General features: G+C 71.1%; 15 protein-coding genes and 2 pseudogenes. 2 read left to right on the forward strand and 15 right to left on the reverse strand.

The window, feature by feature from the left end; all coding sequences use genetic code 11:
• Positions 1-21: 21 nt before the first annotated feature.
• From ACLEQD_RS17830 to ACLEQD_RS17845, 4 genes are all read right to left on the reverse strand, one after another.
• Positions 22-945, reverse strand: a complete 924-nt coding sequence (locus ACLEQD_RS17830; protein ID WP_410385521.1) for a DMT family transporter — start codon at positions 943-945, stop codon at positions 22-24.
• Between the two features lie 21 nt (positions 946-966).
• On the reverse strand, positions 967-2,106 hold the full coding sequence (gene cax, locus ACLEQD_RS17835) for a calcium/proton exchanger (protein WP_410385523.1): 1,140 nt from the start codon (positions 2,104-2,106) through the stop codon (positions 967-969).
• An 89-nt stretch (positions 2,107-2,195) separates the two neighbouring features.
• Positions 2,196-2,993, reverse strand: a complete 798-nt coding sequence (locus tag ACLEQD_RS17840; protein ID WP_410385524.1) for a GNAT family N-acetyltransferase — start codon at positions 2,991-2,993, stop codon at positions 2,196-2,198.
• A complete protein-coding gene (locus tag ACLEQD_RS17845; protein ID WP_410385525.1) occupies positions 2,936-3,172 on the reverse strand; it encodes a hypothetical protein in 237 nt (78 codons plus the stop codon). Before ACLEQD_RS17845 ends, ACLEQD_RS17840 begins: the two co-directional genes overlap by 58 nt.
• A gap of 113 nt (positions 3,173-3,285) precedes the next feature.
• On the opposite strand from ACLEQD_RS17845, the gene ACLEQD_RS17850 reads away from it, so the two are divergent.
• On the forward strand, positions 3,286-3,828 hold the full coding sequence (locus ACLEQD_RS17850; protein ID WP_410385526.1) for a cytochrome c oxidase assembly factor Coa1 family protein: 543 nt from the start codon (positions 3,286-3,288) through the stop codon (positions 3,826-3,828).
• A gap of 91 nt (positions 3,829-3,919) precedes the next feature.
• On the opposite strand, the gene ACLEQD_RS17855 is transcribed toward ACLEQD_RS17850, so the two are convergent.
• From ACLEQD_RS17855 to fsa, 4 genes are all read right to left on the reverse strand, one after another.
• Complete coding sequence (locus ACLEQD_RS17855) at positions 3,920-4,885, reverse strand: electron transfer flavoprotein subunit alpha/FixB family protein (protein WP_410385527.1); 966 nt, start codon at positions 4,883-4,885, stop codon at positions 3,920-3,922.
• Between the two features lie 41 nt (positions 4,886-4,926).
• Positions 4,927-5,724: an electron transfer flavoprotein subunit beta/FixA family protein gene (locus tag ACLEQD_RS17860; protein ID WP_410385528.1), complete on the reverse strand. Its 798-nt coding sequence runs from the start codon at positions 5,722-5,724 to the stop codon at positions 4,927-4,929.
• A gap of 132 nt (positions 5,725-5,856) precedes the next feature.
• Entirely contained in the window at positions 5,857-6,993 is a 1,137-nt protein-coding gene (locus ACLEQD_RS17865; protein WP_410385529.1) for an acyl-CoA dehydrogenase family protein, read from the reverse strand.
• A gap of 142 nt (positions 6,994-7,135) precedes the next feature.
• Positions 7,136-7,801, reverse strand: coding sequence for a fructose-6-phosphate aldolase (gene fsa, locus ACLEQD_RS17870; protein ID WP_171421807.1), 666 nt, complete (start codon positions 7,799-7,801; stop codon positions 7,136-7,138).
• Positions 7,802-8,187: 386 nt separating this feature from the next.
• On the opposite strand from fsa, the gene ACLEQD_RS17875 reads away from it, so the two are divergent.
• Entirely contained in the window at positions 8,188-9,012 is an 825-nt protein-coding gene (locus tag ACLEQD_RS17875) for an SIS domain-containing protein (protein WP_410385535.1), read from the forward strand.
• A 95-nt stretch (positions 9,013-9,107) separates the two neighbouring features.
• Here ACLEQD_RS17875 and ACLEQD_RS17880 read toward each other — a convergent pair whose 3' ends face one another.
• The 7 genes and pseudogenes from ACLEQD_RS17880 to ACLEQD_RS17910 all read right to left on the reverse strand — a co-directional run.
• Positions 9,108-10,484, reverse strand: a complete 1,377-nt coding sequence (locus ACLEQD_RS17880) for a tetratricopeptide repeat protein (protein ID WP_410385530.1) — start codon at positions 10,482-10,484, stop codon at positions 9,108-9,110.
• Complete coding sequence (folK, locus tag ACLEQD_RS17885; protein ID WP_410385531.1) at positions 10,481-11,020, reverse strand: 2-amino-4-hydroxy-6-hydroxymethyldihydropteridine diphosphokinase; 540 nt, start codon at positions 11,018-11,020, stop codon at positions 10,481-10,483. Before folK ends, ACLEQD_RS17880 begins: the two co-directional genes overlap by 4 nt.
• Positions 11,017-11,784 (reverse strand): fumarylacetoacetate hydrolase family protein, encoded by a 768-nt coding sequence (locus tag ACLEQD_RS17890; protein WP_410385532.1) that lies wholly within the window; start codon positions 11,782-11,784, stop codon positions 11,017-11,019. Before ACLEQD_RS17890 ends, folK begins: the two co-directional genes overlap by 4 nt.
• Positions 11,781-12,598 (reverse strand): annotated as a pseudogene (gene dapB, locus ACLEQD_RS17895) (4-hydroxy-tetrahydrodipicolinate reductase). The gene ACLEQD_RS17890 and the pseudogene dapB overlap by 4 nt, the downstream one beginning before the upstream one ends.
• A 15-nt stretch (positions 12,599-12,613) precedes the next feature.
• Positions 12,614-13,501, reverse strand: coding sequence for a 4-hydroxy-tetrahydrodipicolinate synthase (dapA, locus tag ACLEQD_RS17900; protein ID WP_410385533.1), 888 nt, complete (start codon positions 13,499-13,501; stop codon positions 12,614-12,616).
• Positions 13,502-13,517: 16 nt separating this feature from the next.
• Positions 13,518-14,758, reverse strand: a pseudogene (gene lysA, locus ACLEQD_RS17905) (diaminopimelate decarboxylase).
• A gap of 214 nt (positions 14,759-14,972) precedes the next feature.
• Positions 14,973-16,709, reverse strand: a 1,737-nt coding sequence (locus ACLEQD_RS17910) for a TIGR04551 family protein (RefSeq protein ID WP_410385534.1), incomplete at its 5' end; no start/stop codon positions are given.

Consider the following 16,709-nt stretch of genomic DNA (forward strand, 5'->3'; position numbering starts at 1 on the left):
CCCACCCCGCGCGCCGCATGCTCAGGCGGCGGGCGTGCGGCCCCGCCCCCGCCATCCGTCCCACACCACCGTGCCCAGCTCCGACGCGAAGACGCCCACGACGATGAGCGCGCCGCCCAGCCACTCCTTCAGGCCCAGCACCTCGCGGCCCACCGCCACGGAGTAGGCCGCGGCGAACACCGGCTCCATCGCGAAGATGAGCGCCGCGCGCACCGCGCTGGTGCGGGCCTGGCCCCACGTCTGGACGAGGATGGCGACCGCGCTCGCGAGCACCCCGCACGTGAGCACCGCCACCACCAGCGGCCAGGTCCACTCCAGCTTGCGCTCCACGAAGGGCAGGCACAGGGCGGACAGCCCCGCCACCCCCACGAGCTGCACCGCCACCAGGCCCACCGCGTTGTCCTTCGAGGCGAAGCGCTCCGTGAGCAGGATGTGCGCCGCGTACGCCACCGCGCACCCGATGGACAGCCAGTCCCCCAGGTGCAGGCCGCCCGCGCCCCCCGGCTGCGCGTCGCTGGGGATGGGCCGCGTCAGCCAGTAGAGCCCCACCGCCGCCAGCACCACGCCCACGGAGGTGCCCACGCGCGGCAGCCGCCGGAGCAGCACCATGGACATCAGCGGGACGAAGAGGACGTTGAGGCCGGTGAGGAACGCCGCGCGCGACGGCGTGGTGGTCTGGAGCCCCACCGTCTGGAGCGCGAAGCAGAGGAACAGCACCAACGCCAGCAAGAGCCCCTTGAGGACGAGGCCGGGCGCGAACATCCGCCCGCGCGCGAGGGCCGCCATCACCGCCCCACCCACGACGAAGCGCAGCGTGAGGAAGGTGAAGGGGTCCGCGAACACGAGCGCGTCCTTCACCACCACGAACGTCAGGCCCCAGAACACGGTGAGGAGCAACAGCGCCCCATCCGCCCGCCACCTCGCCCCACTGCGCTCCTGCGTCACCGGACCGGCCTCCATGAGGAACTACGGGATGAAGAAGAACGCCACGCCGAGGATGGCGTAGACGCCCAGCAGCATCACGCCCTCCAGCCAGTTGGACTCGCCGTCCAGCGCGATGAGCGTCGCCGCGCCCGTGCCGATGGCGATGCCCAGCACCTCCATGTGGCTGAACTCCAGCGTCAGGCGCTGGCCCAGCGGGATGGACACCAGCACCAGCACCGGCGCGACGAAGAGGGCGATCTGCTTGGAGGACTCGAAGGCGATGTTGAACGCCAGGTCCATCTTGTTCTTCAGCGCCATCAGGATGGCGGTGGAGTGCTCCGCCGCGTTGCCGATGATGGCGATGATGATGACGCCCACGAAGGTGTGCGTGAAGCCGAACGCGGCGATGGCGTCCTCGATGGCGTGCACCAGGAACTCCGCCACCACCACCACGCCCAGCGTGGCGCCCAGCAGGAGGACGGTGGCCTTCTTCGTGCTCCAGACGGGCATCTCCTGTGGCCCGCCGTCCTCCTCGCCCGCGTACAGGTGCGCGTGCGTCCGCAGGGAGAAGAGCAGCGACAGCGCGTAGACGATGAGCAGGATGACGGAGATGGCCACCGACATGGGGAAGAGGACCGTGTCCGCCGCGGGGCCGCGCGCCGCGTGGAACAGGTCCGGGATGGACATGGCGGTGAGCGCCAGGAACATGATGGCGGAGCCGGACAGGGCCGCCGTCGTGTTGAACTTCTGCCTCGGGTACTTCAGGCCGCCCGCGAGGATGGCCGCGCCCAGCACCAGCAGCAGGTTGCCCAGGATGGCGCCGGTGATGGACGCCTTCACCACGTCCGCGTGGCCGGAGCGCAGCGCCGCCAGCGCGATGATGAGCTCCGCGGCGTTGCCGAACGACGCGTTCATCAGGCCGCCCAGGCCGCTGCCCAGCTTGTGGGCAATCACCTCCGTGGCCTCGCCCATCAGCCGCGCCAGCGGCACGAGCGCCACCGCGCAGAGCACGAACGTCCACACGCCCGGGAAGAAGAAGTGCGACGCGATGGCCAGCGGGAGGAACACCGCCAGCAGGCCCAGGAACAGGCGGTCGACGTTGAAGCCGCCCTTCGACTCGCCCTCCGGGGACGCGGGCGACATGCCAGGGGAAGGCGGGGGGTTGGACGCGGGAGTGCTCACGAAGGGCCTCGCCAGCAAGGAACGCGGGGGGAGCGGGACGGGGGTGCTTTTGGCCCAGGTGCCTGGAGGGTGCAACTCCCGGGTAGGACTCAGCCCGGAAGCGGACGCACCAGCACGACCAGCCGCTTGCTGCCCCCCGCCGCGTCCCACTGCTGGTTCGTGGCGACGGTGAGCGCGTCCGGCGCGGGCCGGAAGCCCAGGCCGGAGAAGGTCCTCAAGGACGCGGTGTTGTCCTCGTCGATGTCCGCGTGGAGCCGGTCCGAGCCCTGCCGCCCCATCTCCTCCACCAGGCAGCGCACCAGCGCGGTGGCCACGCCCATGCGCCGCACCCGGGGGGACACCACCAGCGAGCGCACCCAGAAGCCGTCCAGGGCCAGCCCCTCCTGGTGGTAGTCATCCGCCCAGGCGAAGCCCAGCAGCTGCCCCTCGGCGTCGAACGCGCCCGCCGCCGCCCCCACGCGCCGGTCCGGGGGCAGGCCCCACCGGTCGCGCAGCTGGCGGCGCAGGAAGGTGCCGGACACCACCAGCCGCTCCGTGGCGAAGGCGAGCAGCGCGTCCAGGTCCTCCGGGCGCACCAGCCTGATTTCCAGCGGGCCCACGAAGTGGCGGCGCAGCGGCTTCGTCCACCCGGAGAACAGGTCGCGCAGGCGGCGGAACACCGCCCGGGACACAGGCTTCGTCCACACCCCGGACAGGGTGCGCTGCATGAGGAACAGCGCGGGCCGCGTGGGCCGGGGCAGCCGCACCACCCACCGCCCCCGCTTCAGCGCGATGATGCGCCCCACCAGCTCCCCGCCCGCCACGTCCGTGCCGCCCAGGAGCGACTCCGTCACCCAGGGCTCCGTGGAGAGCACCACCTGCGCGGCCAGCCTGGGCCCGTGCCGCACCAGCGCCACTCCCCGCGCGCCAGCCGCTCCGGCCCGCAGCGCAACAGCCGCACCGCGTCCCCGCTGCGCAAGAGCGGGTAGAGACACCGCCCCATGCCGCGCACCCACAGCCGGTGGCCGAAGGGCAGCGCCGCAAGCAGGTCCGCGAGCTCGGCCGTCGAGACGCCACCAGAGGGCATGACACCCACTCTGTCATGAAGGCGCCCCCGAAACCCGCCCCCGGTGCAGCCCCCACTTCCGCTTCGTCCGGAACCGGCTATGACACGGCCCCAGGTCCAGGCCAGGAGGGCCCATGCCGCCGACGATGCCCGAGGGTGACTACGCACCCGTGCCCCGCCAGGGGTGGTGGAGCCGCAACTGGAAGTGGGCGGTGCCCGTGGGCTGCCTGGGGATGCTGGGCTCGTGCTTCTGCTTCGCCGCCATCGCCGTGGGCTGGGGCTATTCGTCCTTCAAGGACATGGGCGCGTACACGGACGCCATCGCCGAGGCCCAGGAGGACCCGCACGTGCAGCAGGCCCTGGGCAGCACCTTCACGGCGGGCTTCCCCAGCAACACCCAGGTGAGCACCGCCAACGGCCGCACCCACGCGGAGTTCGTCGTCCCGCTGGACGGCCCCAAGGCGGACGGCACCCTCCACGCCGTGGCGGACAAGGACGGCGAGGCGTGGACCTTCAGCACCCTCTACGTCCAGGTGCAGGACGGCCAGCACATCGACCTGCTCGACACGGGCGACGCGCCCCCCGAGGAGCAGCAGGTGCCCCACGAGCTGGAGCCGGAAGCGCCCGGGCCGCCGGCCCAGGAGAAGCCCGGCCACGACACCGACATCGAGCTGTAGGCCTCCAGACGCGACGAAGGGCGCGCCCCGGGAGGGTCCCGGCGACGCGCCCCTTGGGTGTCACGGTCCGCCTTCAGAAGGCGGGCGCGGACTACTTCAGCTTCTGGATGCCCTCGCGCAGCGCGGGCAGGACCTTGAAGAGGTCATCCACGAGGCCGTAGTCGGCCACCTGGAAGATGGGCGCCTCCGGGTCCTTGTTGATGGCGACGATGGTCTTCGAGGACTTCATGCCCGCCAGGTGCTGGATGGCGCCGCTGATGCCCGCGGCGATGTACAGCTTGGGCGCGACGACCTTGCCCGTCTGACCGACCTGCAGGTCGTTGGGAACCCAACCCGCGTCGCACACCGCGCGGGACGCGCCCACCGCGGCGCCCAGCAGGTCCGCCAGCGCCTCGACTTCCTTGAAGTCACCCTTGGTGCCGCGGCCACCCGACACCACCACGCTGGCCTCGGTGAGCTCCGGACGGGCGCTCTTCACCTCGTTGAAGCTGACGAACTTCGTCTTGGCGGCCTCCAGCTTGGGCTGGAAGGACTTCACCTCCGCGGACGCGCCCGCGGCGGCGGTCGGCGCGAACTCCGTGGCGCGGATGCTGAGGACCTGCACCGGCGTGGTGAGCTTCACCTCGGCGAACACGTTGCCGGCCCACATGGGGCGCGTGAAGGTGATGTCCGCGCCACTGCCGTTGATGGCGGTGATGTCGGTGGCCATGGCGGCCTTCAGCCGGGCGGCGACGCGCGGCAGCAGGTCCTTGCCCTGCGCCGTGGAGGCCGCGCCCACGAAGGTGGCCTTCAGCTCCTGCGCCAGCCCCGCGACGACGGGGGCGTACACTTCCGCCAGGTAGTGCTCCAGCTCGGGAGCGGCCGCGGTGTGGATGACCTTGGCGCCGGAGCCCTTGAGCTCCTCCGCCAGCTTGGACGGGTCCTTGGACAACAGGACGACGTGCAGCTCGCCGCCGGACTTGTCCGCCAGCTGCTTGCCCGCGGCGATGGCGTTGAGGGAGGCCTTGCGCAGGTTCCCGTCCGGCTGCTGCTCGGCGACGATGAGGACGATGGACATGGTGTCTGTCTCCGGAATCGTTGGAAGGGTTGGGAGCGCGGTCAGACGACCTTCGCCTCGTTGTGCAGCTTCTCCACCAGGGTGGCCACGTCCGGCACCTTGATGCCGGCCTTGCGCGCCGGGGGCGACGACAGCTTGAGCACCTGAATCTTGGGCGCCACGTCCACGCCCAGGCCCGCCGGGGTCAGCTCCTCGATGGGCTTGCTCTTGGCCTTCATGATGCCCGGGAGGCTGGCGTAGCGCGGCTGGTTGAGGCGCAGGTCCGTGGTGACGATGGCGGGCAGCTGGACCTCCAGGGTCGCGAGCCCGTTGTCCACTTCACGCACCACCTGGACGCTCTTCTTGTCCGCGGACAGCACCACCGCGGGGACCTTGTTCTTCTCCTGGTCGCTCTCCAGCGACTCCACCTTGGAGGCGAACGTGGCCTGGCCCCAGCCCAGGAACTCCGCCAGGTACTGGCCCACCTGGTTCTGGTCGTCGTCGATGGACTGCTTGCCCAACAGGACGATGTCCGGCTTCTCCTTCTCCGCGACCTTCTGGAGCAGGCCCGCGATGCCCAGCTGATCCAGCGGGCCCGTGTGGTTCACCCAGATGGCGCGGTTGGCGCCCATGGCCAGCGCGTGGCGCAGCTGCTCCTGCACCTCCTTGCCGCCGATGGAGACCACCACCACCTCGCCGGTGTGCTTCGCGGCGAGGCGCAGGCCCTCTTCCACGCCGATTTCATCGAAGGGGTTGATCTTGTACTTCAGCCCCTCCTTCACGATGTCGGAGCCGTCCGGCTTCACCTTGATCTTCGACTCGGGATCTTCCACGCGCTTGGCGGTGACGAGAATCTTCACGGCGGGCTCTCCTCAGTGGGGAGTGTTTGGAAAGTAGGGCGGCTTGACGCGCCGCGCATCAGGGCGGGAGTAATAGACATCCGTACACGGCGGCGGCAACGGGAAAGCCCCGCCGGGCACAGTTTTGCTTTTCTACCTGAACAGTTCCTTCGCGATGACCAGGCGCTGCACCTGGCTCGTGCCCTCGTAGACCTGGATGAGCTTGGCGTCGCGCATCAGCTTCTCCACGGGGTATTCCTTCATGTAGCCGTAGCCGCCGAACACCTGCACCGCGTCCGTGGCGACCTTCATGGCCATGTCCGCGGCGAAGCACTTCGCATAGCTGGACTGGAGGGTGTTGCGCTGTCCTTCGTCCAGCACCTGGGCGCTCTCGTAGGTGAGCAGGCGCGCGGCGTGGGTGTTCATGGCCATCTCCGCCAGCATGAACTGGACGGCCTGGTGCTCGCGGATGGGCTTGCCCATCGTCTGGCGCTGCGCCGAGTACTCCAGCGAGTGCTCCAGCGCCGCGCGGGCGATGCCGATGGAGATGCTCGCCGTCAGCGGGCGGCTGTTGTCCAGCGTGGCCATGGCGATCTTGAAGCCCTCGCCCTCTTCACCGATGCGGTTCCTCGCCGGGACGCGCACCTCGTCGAACGTGACGGTGGTGGTGTTGCTGGCGCGCTGGCCCATCTTGTTCTCGTGCTTGCCGGTGGTCAGCCCCTGGGGACGGCCCTCCACGACGAAGCAGGTGATGCCCTTGTGCTTCTTGCCCTTGTCCAGCGTGGCGAACACGGTGAACTGCTCCGCGTAGCCGGCGTTGGTGATGAAGCACTTGCTGCCGTTGAGGACGTACTCGTCGCCCTCGCGGCGCGCGGTGGTGCCCATGGCCGCCACGTCGGAGCCCGCGGCGGGCTCCGTGAGGCAGAAGCAGCTGAGCTTCAGCTTCTCTCCGAAGGGGGCGAGCAGGCGCTTCTTCTGGTCATCCGTGCCGTGCAGGATGATGGGCAGGTTGGCCAGGTCGTTGGCGATGAGGGACGTGGCCACGCCCGCGCAGCCCCACGCCAGCTCCTCGCACACGATGACCTGCTCCAGGTGCGTCAGGCCCACGCCGTTGTACTCGGACGGGATGGCCATGTTCAGCAGGCCCAGCTCGAAGGCCGCGGAGATGAGGTCCTTGGGGAAGTCGGAGGTCTCGTCGTAGTGGGGCGCCTTGGGGCGCACCACGTCACGGGCGTACTTGCGCGCGGCGTCCTGCAAGGCGCGCTGGGACTCGCTGAGCTGGAAATCCATGGGGCGGCTCCGGGAGGGTTGATTCAAATATCAATCCGCTCCCCTGCCATACCGCTCCCGCCGTCCTGGCGCCAGCCCCCGCGAGGGTCCCCCCGTCGTTCCAGGGACACCGGAACGGACAGGGGGGCCTCTGTCCGGGAGGCTACTTCGCGGCGGGCTTCGCCTGCTTGGGGACCTTCTCCCAGTCCGCGAGGAACTTCTGGATGCCCGCGTCGGTGAGGGGGTGGTTCGCCAGCTGGGTGATGACGTTGTAGGGCAGCGTGGCGACGTCCGCGCCCAGGCGCGCGGCCTGGAGGACGTGGACGGGGTTGCGCACGCTGGCCACCAGCACCTGCGTGGTGAAGTCGTAGTTCTGGTAGATCTCCAGGATGTGGGCGATGAGCTCCATGCCGTCCTGGGAGATGTCGTCCAGCCGGCCCACGAAGGGCGACACGTACGTGGCGCCGGCCTTGGCGCACAGCAGGGCCTGGTTGGCGGAGAAGCAGAGGGTGACGTTGGTGCGGATGCCGTCGGCGGTGAGCGCCTTGACGGCCTTCATGCCCTCCACGCCCATGGGAATCTTCACGACGACGTTGTCGTGGATCTTCGCCAGGCCCTGGCCTTCCTTGATGAGCTCCGGGGCCGTCAGCGAGACGCACTCCGCGCTGATGGGACCGTCCACGATGGAGCAGATCTCCCGGATGGTCTCTTCCAGGTTGCGGCCGACCTTGGCCAGCAGTGACGGGTTGGTGGTGACGCCGTCCACGCAGCCCATCTCGTGGGCCTTGCGGATTTCGCCGACGTCCGCGCTGTCGATGAAGAACTTCATGCCGTCCCCTTGGTTTCCGGTGGTGAAGAAGGTTTCCCCGGCCACGGGCGGCCGGGCGGGCAGGCCGTAGCCCAGGCCCCCCCATGCGTCAAGGATGGCCGCCCACGCGGAGGCTGGAGTAGAGGTAGCGCCCATCCATGGCCCGCGCCCCCGCTCCACCGCCAAGAAGCCCCGCCTGCGCGCCCTCCCCGGCCGCGCGCCCTCCCCTGCCCCCCGTGCGCACCGAGTCCCGGAGCGCCGACGACGAGGCCGCGCTCACCTACGCGCGCGGCGTGCTGGAGGCGGAGGCCCGCGCCATCCTCGGCGTCACGGACCGGCTAGGGGACGCGTTCCTGCGCGCGCTGAGGCTCGTGCGCGAGTGCCCCGGCCAGGTGGTGGTGACGGGCATGGGGAAGGCGGGCCACATCGGCCAGAAGCTGTCCTCCACGCTGGCGTCCACGGGCATCCGCTCCGTGTTCCTCCACCCCGCGGAGGCCGTGCACGGGGACCTGGGCCGCGTGGGCCCGGGCGACGTCATCCTCGCGCTGTCCAACAGCGGCAGCACGGAGGAGCTCTTGCGCCTGCTGCCCCTGTTCAAGCGCATGGGCACGCCCGTGGTGGCGCTCACCGGGGACGCGGACAGCGCGCTCGCGAAGGGCGCGGAGGTGGTGCTGGACATCGGCCGGATTGAAGAGGCCTGCCCCATGGGGCTGGTGCCCACCGCGTCCACCGCCGCGCTGCACGCCGTGGGCGACGCGCTGGCGATGACGCTGCTGCGCTCACGCCCCTTCGGACGCGACGACTACGCGCTCTTGCACCCGGGCGGGAAGCTGGGGCGCTCCGTGCTGCGCGTCTACGAATTGATGCGCACGGGCCCCGCGAACCCGCTGGTGCTGGACACCGCGCGGCTGTCGCAGGCGGTGGTGGTGATGACCAACACGCCGGGCCGGCCGGGCGCCGCGTGCGTGGTGGACCGCGACGGGAGGCTGGAGGGCATCTTCACGGACGGAGATTTGCGCCGGCTGGTGGAGCGGGGGCACACGGACTTCGAGGTGCCGGTGCGGCAGGTGATGGGCAAGCGCCCGCGCTGCATCACCCCGGACACGCTGGTGCTCACCGCCGCCACGCAGATGCGCGAGCTGAAGGTGGACCAGCTGCCCGTGGTGGACGTCGAGGGCCGCGCGGTGGGCCTGCTCGACGTCCAGGACCTGCTGGCCGCGAAGTTCGTCTAAGCGCCCGGACAGGCGGCCCGCCTCTGGCCGGAAGCGCGCCAAACTGGTCCGACTGTCGGACCAGTTCGTGCGCGGCGCCCCAGGCGGGGGCGCGCTTACTGCGACAGCTTCGCCTGGAGCGCGGCCTTGTTCGGGTAGTTCGGCACGTCCTGGGCCAGCTTCTCCCAGAGGGCCTTGGCGCCCTTCGCGTCGCCCTTGGCGAGCAGCGTGTCGCCCAGCTTCTCCACCGCGCCCGCGTCCGACTGGAGCGCCACGCTCCACACGCGCGCGCCCATGGGACGGCCCAGGCCGACGAGCGCCCAGGCCATGCCCGCCTTCGCGCGGCCGTTCTCCGGCTGGAAGGGCACCACGCGGGTGTAGTTGGCCAGGGCCTCCTGGTAGCGGCCATGCGCCAGGTGCTCCTCGCCCTCCTCCACCAGCTTGGTGAGGCCCGCCTCCAGCTCCGGCGTGCGCTCCGTGTTCTTCACCGCGTCCACCATCTCCGGCGTCAGCGGGCGCGGCGCGTCCGGCGGCATCGCGGCGGCCTGCGCGGTGGACTGGGACAGGCGCACCTTGCGGTCCGCGGCGCGCGACGCGAGCCACTTCTGACGGCCGCCCGCCTTCACCGTCTCTTCAATGCGCACGCTCAGCTCGCGGGCCATGGGCGCGCGCTGGGACTGCGGGTACGCCGCCACCAGCGCGTCGAAGCCCTCCCGCGCAGCCTTGAGCGCCTGGAGGTCCTCGCCCTTCGTCTCGAAGAGCAGCGAAGCGTGCGCGTACAGCGCCTCCTCGTGGCGGGGCTCCACCTCCAGCACGCGCGCGTACGCCTTCAGCGCGTTGGCGCTGTCACCGCCCAGGTACAGCGCGTTGCCGCGCACCACGTCCACGTCCAGCGCGGGCACCAGCGCGGCGCGAGCACAGGCGGCGGCGCCCGCGGTGTCCCCGGACTTCGCGCGGGCCTGCGCCACGGCCTCCTGCGCGTCCAGCGTCTGGCCCTGCGTGAAGCCGCAGCTCGCGGCCTCCGGGGTGGCGATGGGGGCCTTGCCCAGCTTCTTCCTCGACGCGAGGAACAGCGAGCGCAGCCCCTCCGCCTTGGCCTGCGCCTGGCCCAGGTAGGTCAGCGCCTCCGCGTTGCGGCCGTTCGTGTAGTAGAGCTTGCCCAGCGACGAGGCGATCTCGAAGGTCTTCTCCCGCTCGCGCAGGCCCTCGGACGAGTCGAGCTGCTTCATCAGCTCCTCGGCGGAGGGCGGCAGCTTGTTCGCGTCCACCGTGGGGTGGCCCGAAGGCAGCGGCGTGCCCGGCGCCACGGGGGAGCCCGCGGGCATCGTGGGGTGGCCGGGGGGCAGCGCGCCGTTCGCGGCGCCGGAGCCCATGCCCGTCCCCATGGCGGGAGACGCCTGGGTGCCGGGCGGAATCGTGGGGTGGCCAGGAGGCAGGGGGGTGGGCTCGGCCGCGAGCAGCGCGGCCGTGGCCAGGACGAGGGACAGGCTCATAGTTCGTGGACGGGGAAACGGGCGCCCATGTCGGGCCAGTAGAGGGCCTCGCGCTTGCGGACGTCCTGGGGGGCGAGCTTCGCGAGCAACTCCTGCACGGTCACGCCCAGCACCGGGTGGCGGGCGTCGGGGGCCAGCTCCGCCAGGGGCTCCAGGGCGAAGCGGCGCTTGTGCAGTTCAAGGTGGGGCACCTGGAGGTTCGCGTCCGCGACGACGCAGTGGTCCTCCTCGTCCCACAGGAGGATGTCCAGGTCGATGGTGCGCGGGCCCCAGCGCTGGACGCGGTGGCGGCCCAGGTCCTGCTCAATCCGCTGGAGGATGCACAGCAGGCGCTGCGGCGTCAGGTCGCAGTCCAGCGCCACCACGGCGTTCAGGAAGCGCGGCTGCGCGGGGCCCACCGGGGCGGTGTCGTAGAGGGAGGAACACCCCAGCACCGACACCGCGTCGATGCAGGACATCGCGGAGAGGGCGGCCACGAGGTGGGACTCGCGGTCACCCTCGTTGGAACCCAGTCCTACATAGACGGTCGCACTCAAGGCTCCATCTCAACCGGGTTCACCAGGGTTCCGATTCCCTCCAGCTCCACCTCCACCGTGTCCCCCGCCTTGAGCGCGCCCACGCCCGAGGGAGTCCCCGTGCTCACCAGGTCGCCGGGCAGCAGCGTCATGACGTGGGAGATGAAGGAGACCAGGCGGGCGGCGCTGAACACCATGTCGGACGTCCGGCCATCCTGACGCACCTGTCCGTTCACCCGGCACACCACCCGCAGGTCCGCGGGGGACAGGCCCGTCACGGCCCAGGGGCCCGCGCAGGCGAAGGTGTCGTAGCCCTTGGCGCGGGTGTGCTGGATCTCCTTGCGCTGGATGTCGCGCGCGGTGACGTCGTTGAAGGCGGTGAGCCCCCAGATGGCGCGCGCGGCGGTGGCCTCGTCGGCGTTCTTCAGGCGCTCGCCAATCACGAGCGCCAGCTCCGCCTCGTAGTGCACCTCCTGGCTGGCCTTGGGGATGCGGATGGGCGAGCCCGGGCCGTTGAGCGCGGTGGAGGGCTTGGTGAAGATGAGCGGCTCCGTGGGGATGGGCTTGCCCATCTCCTCCGCGTGCTTGCGGTAGTTCTGCCCGATGCAGACGACCTTCGACGCGTCCGACGGCGTGAGCAGCGTGAGCCCCTGGAGCGAGCGGCGCAGGCCGGTCTCCTTGCCGCCGGCCCACGGCGCGGCGGTGAGCACCACCACCTCGTTGCCGTCGACGCGGCCGTGGCTGGCGCGGCCCTCGACCTGGAAGCGGCAGTAACGGGCGGTCATGTCTTCCCCTGGAGGCCGAGCACGTCGGCCATGTCATAGAGTCCCGGCGCGCGGCCCGCCACCCAGCGCGCGGCCCGGAGCGCCCCTTGCGCGAACTGATCACGGTTCGTCGCGCGGTGGGTGAGCTCGATGCGCTCGCCCTCCCCGAAGAAGTAAACCGTGTGCTCGCCCACCACGTCCCCGCCGCGCAGCGCCTGCACGCCGATTTCACCGGGCGGACGGGCCCCCGTCTGCCCTCGCGCGCGAAGGTGAGGTCGTCCTTCGTGCGGCCCAGCGCCTCCATCAGCACCTCCGCCAGCTTGAGCGCGGTGCCGCTGGGCGCGTCCTTCTTCATGCGGTGGTGCGCTTCCAGCACCTCCACGTCGAACGAGGGCCCCAGCACCCGCGCCAGCTCCGCCGCCATGCGGATGACCAGGTTCACGCCCACGGACATGTTGGGCGCCGCGACGATGGGCACCTGCTTCGCGTGCGCCTCCAGCTGCGCGCGGCCCTCGGGAGAAAAGCCCGTGGTGCCCACCACCAGCGCCACGCCGCGCTCGGCGCAGAGGCGCGCGTGCAGCAGCGTGGCCTCCGGGCCGGTGAAGTCCACGACGACGTCCGCCTTCGCGCCGTCCAGCGCGCGGCCCAGGTCGTCCTGCGCGAGCACGTCCAGCGGCGCGCCCAGCCGCGCCACGAGCCCCGCGTCCTGTCCGGACAGCGGGCTGCCCGGGCGCACCGTGGCGCCCACCACCGCAAGGTCGCTGGCGGCCTTCGCCAGGCGCACCAGCGTGCTGCCCATGCGGCCGGAGATGCCGGTGATGACGGTGCGGGTCATGGCGCGTGTTCCTCTTCAGCCCTTCAGCAGGCCCAGCCCGGTCAGCGCTTCCTTGAGCTTCGCGGCGTTCGCCTCGCCCATGGGCACGAGCGGCAGGCGCACCTCCGGGCCGAACATGCCCATCAGGTGCAGCGCCCACTTCACCGGGATGGGGTTGGACTCCACGAAGAGCAGCCGGTGCAGCGCGTTCATCCGCACCTGGAGGCCGCGCGCCTTCGCGATGTCGTTGCCGCGCGCCGCCGCCACCAGGTCCGCCATCATGCGCGGCGCGACGTTGGAGGACACGGAGATGACGCCCTTGCCGCCGCACGCGATGAAGGGCAGCACGGTGAAGTCGTCACCGGACAGCAGCGTCAGCCGGTCGCCGCACGTCTCCACCAGGTCCACCGCGCGGATGAGGCTGGCCGTGGCCTCCTTCAGCGCCACGACCTCCGGGATGTCACACAGGCGGAGCGCCGTCTCCGGCAAGAGGTCCACGCCCGTGCGGCCCGGCACGTTGTAGGCGACGAGCGGGAAGCCCGGGTGCGCCTTCGCGATGGCGCGGTAGTGCTCCACCAGGCCCGCCTGCGTGGGCTTGTTGTAGTAGGGCGTGACGATGAGCGCGCCGTCCGCGCCCACCTCGCGCGCGCGGCGCACGGACTCAATCGTCTCGCGCGTGCTGTTGCTGCCCGCGCCCGCCACCACCGGCACCCGGCCCTTCACCTCGTCCACCACGACGGCGATGGCGCGCGCGCGCTCGTCCGCGTCCATGGTGACGGCTTCGCCCGTGGTGCCCATGGGCAGGAGCACGTTCGTGCCGCCCTCGAGCTGGTAGCGGACCAGGGCCCGGAAGGCCCCCTCGTCCAGCGCTCCGTTCAGGAACGGAGTGGCCAGCGCCGTCATGGAGCCTTCGAAGGTCTTCATGCCGGCGCTTATACGTTCAGGCCCGCTCGCCGCGCCAGAGGTCCTCGACGCGCTCGCGCTCCCGCACGACACGCCAGGCCGCCCCGTCCACCAGCACCTCCGCCGGCCGGGGCCGCGAGTTGTAGGTGGAAGCCATGCTCATCCCGTAAGCCCCGGCGCTCATGAAGGCGTACAGCTCGTCCTGGCGGGGCAGCACCAGGGGGCGCGCCCGCGCGAGCACGTCGGTGGATTCACACACCGGCCCCACGACATCCACCTCCACGTCCCGGCCGCGGCGCTTCACCACCGGCTGGAGCGCGTGGTGCGCTTCGTAGAGGGCCGGGCGCAGCAGGTCGTTCATGCCCGCGTCCACCACCACGAAGGTGCGCGCCTCGGTGGGCTTCCTGTACAGCACGCGCGTGAGCAGCACGCCCGCGTTGCCCACGAGCGACCGCCCCGGCTCCAGGAGCAGCGTGGCCCCGGTGCCCTCCGTCGCGTCCAGCACCGTGCGCGCGTACTGCTGGGGGCTGGGCGGCGTCTCGTCCGAATAGGTGATGCCCAGGCCGCCGCCCACGTCCAGGTACTCCAGCGCGTGGCCCTGCGTCTTGAGCGTGCCGTAGAGGTCCGCCACCTTGGTGAGCGCGGCCTTCATGGGGGCGGTGCGCGTGAGCTGCGAGCCGATGTGGCAGTCCAGCCCCAGCGCCTTGAGCCCCTTGAGCTTCTTCGCCTTCGCGTAGAGGGCGACCGCCTCCTCGAAGGGCACGCCGAACTTGGACGTCTTCAGGCCGGTGGAGATGTAGCGGTGCGTGCGCGCGTCCACGTCCGGGTTCACGCGCAGCGCGAACGGCGCGCGCCTGCCCAGCCGGCGGCCCACGGCATCCAGCGCCTCCAGCTCCTCCGCGCTCTCCACGTTGAAGAGCAGGAGGCCCTGGGCCAGCGCCTGGGCCATCTCTCCGGCGTCTTGCCCACGCCCGCGAACACCGTCTTGCCGGGCTCGCCGCCGGCCTGCTTCACGCGCGCCAGCTCGCCGCCGGACACGATGTCGAAGCCGCTGCCCAACCCCGAGAAGAGGCGCAGGATGGCCAGGTTGGAGTTGGCCTTCACCGAGTAGCAGATGAGGTGCTTGTGCCCCTGGAACGCGTCCGTCACCTCGCGGAAGCGCTCCGCGAGGGCGGCGGTGGCGTAGACGTAGGTGGGCGTGCCCACCGCGTCCGCGATGGCGGACAGGGGCACCCCTTCCGCGTGCAGCACGCCCTTCTTGTAGGCGAAGGCGCTCACTCCGGCAGCCCGGCGTCCGTGGAGGACGGCGGCACCGTGGGGCCGGAGGGCTCCACGGTTCCGCGCGGCGCTCCTGCGGGGGCACCGTCTGCGGCGTGGGCGCGGGCGGCGCGCCGGGCGGGGCGCGTGGGGGCTGCCCTTGATGCCGCACGCCACCAGCGCGAGCGTCAGGCCGGTGGCGGCGCACAGCCGCAGGAGCGAGGAGCGCATGGGCTTAGAACCGGATGGCCAGCGTGCCGCGGATGGCGTGCGCGGTGCTCAGCTCCTGGCCCGGCAGGCCCGTGTCCTTCAGGCCGTCCAGGGGGAAAAGGATGCCGTAGTCGATGCCCGCCACGAAGCCGTCCTCCGTGATGTAGCGCGCGCCGAGGTCCGCCTCCAGGCCCAGGGCCTTGCTGCTGTAGGACGGCGTGGACTCCGCGTAGAACGCCTGCGAGTAGATGACGCTGCCGAAGACGTCGAAGCCCTCCGCGATGGAGTACTTGAGGCCCGGCTTCACGTAGAACGCGTCCGTGACGCCATTGAGGATGGACCGCCACAGGATGAGGTCCACGCGGTAGTCGCGGTTGAAGCGGAAGTTGCGGATGGCGTTGTCGCTGCAGCCGCCGGTGTCGCAGCTGTACTGACGGCCCTCCACGTCGCCCGGCGCGGTGTTGCCGTCGGAGCCCGTGCCCTGGCGGCCCGGGTAGTTGCCGAAGCCCGGCGCCTTGTCACCGGAGGCGAAGCCCACCTCCACGCCCAGGTGCAGCTTCTCCGGGATGACGTGGAACTCCGTCTGGAGCACGCCGCCGAACTGCGCGACGCGCAGCGACTGGGTGGTGGGGTCGTTGGCCGTGAGCGCGCGCCCGTCGATGTTGCCCAGCTGCGCGGCGAACTCCGCCTCGATGCGGAAGCTCTTCTCCGCGTACTTGAACCACAGGTCCGGGATGTAGAGCGTGCCGCCGCGCGGGACGAACGCCGGCGCGGTGGTGTTGAGGGGGATGGAGGGGTTGGCGTCGTCGAACGGGACGCCCGTCTCCGTCGTGGTCGCGTAGCGCTGCGTGCGGTACGTGAAGTACAGGCCGTAGTTGAGGACGCCCTGGTTGTTGTCCAGCTTGGCCTTCTGCTGCTGGTCCGTGTCGCGCCGCGCGATGGCCAGCACCAGGCTGTGCGCGTCGTCGGACTGGGTGAGGTCCACCGGCTCGCCCAGCGCGTTGGCCTTCTCCGTGGACAGGCCCTCGGAGTTGAAGTCCAGCATGGGCGTCACGTACCAGCCGGCGAACGGCTCGGTGACGAACTGGATGCGGTCCACCGTGTCGCCGTAGTCGCAGTCCAGGCAGTTGCCGTCGTTGCGCAGCATGCCCAGGCCCCAGTGGCTGCCCATGCGGCCGAAGCGCAGGATGCCCACCGGCGTCGTCACCTCACCGTACGCGCGGCGGACATGGACGGAGTCCTTGAACGCGCTGACGGCGGAGTTGGACGGGGACTGGTTCTCCGAGAAGAGCGTGAAGTTGTTGCGCCCATCCCCGCTGTAGGCGCTGTCCGGGTTGGAGCCCAGCAGGATGTTGTCCAGCGCGTCCACCTGCGCCTTGATGCGCACGTCCTCGGAGACGTTGAAGGACGGGTCCAGGCGGAAGCGCATGTTGGCGCCCGCCTGCGTCTGCTCCGCGGCGGAGCGCGGCGAGCGCGTCCACAGCTGGCGGCCCAGGGGCGTGCCGGAGGGCAGCGCGGGCTTGCCCAGGTCGAACTTGTAGAAGAGCGTGGGGCGCACGCGCAGGTAGCCGTCCAGCGTGAACAGCTCCAGCTTGCGCTTCTCCTCCGTCCACTCCTCCTGCCAGTCGTTGTTGGCCACGGCCTGGGTGGCCGACTGGGCGCGGATGTCCTCGCGCAGCTCCTGACGCGTGGCCTCCAGGCGCTGCTCCAGCTCCTCGCGGCTGACGGAACCTTCGCTGGGGGTGGGGGCGGCGGCGGCCGG

It is taken from the genome of Corallococcus sp. 4LFB, from assembly GCF_046520365.1.
GTDB lineage: Bacteria > Myxococcota > Myxococcia > Myxococcales > Myxococcaceae > Corallococcus > Corallococcus caeni.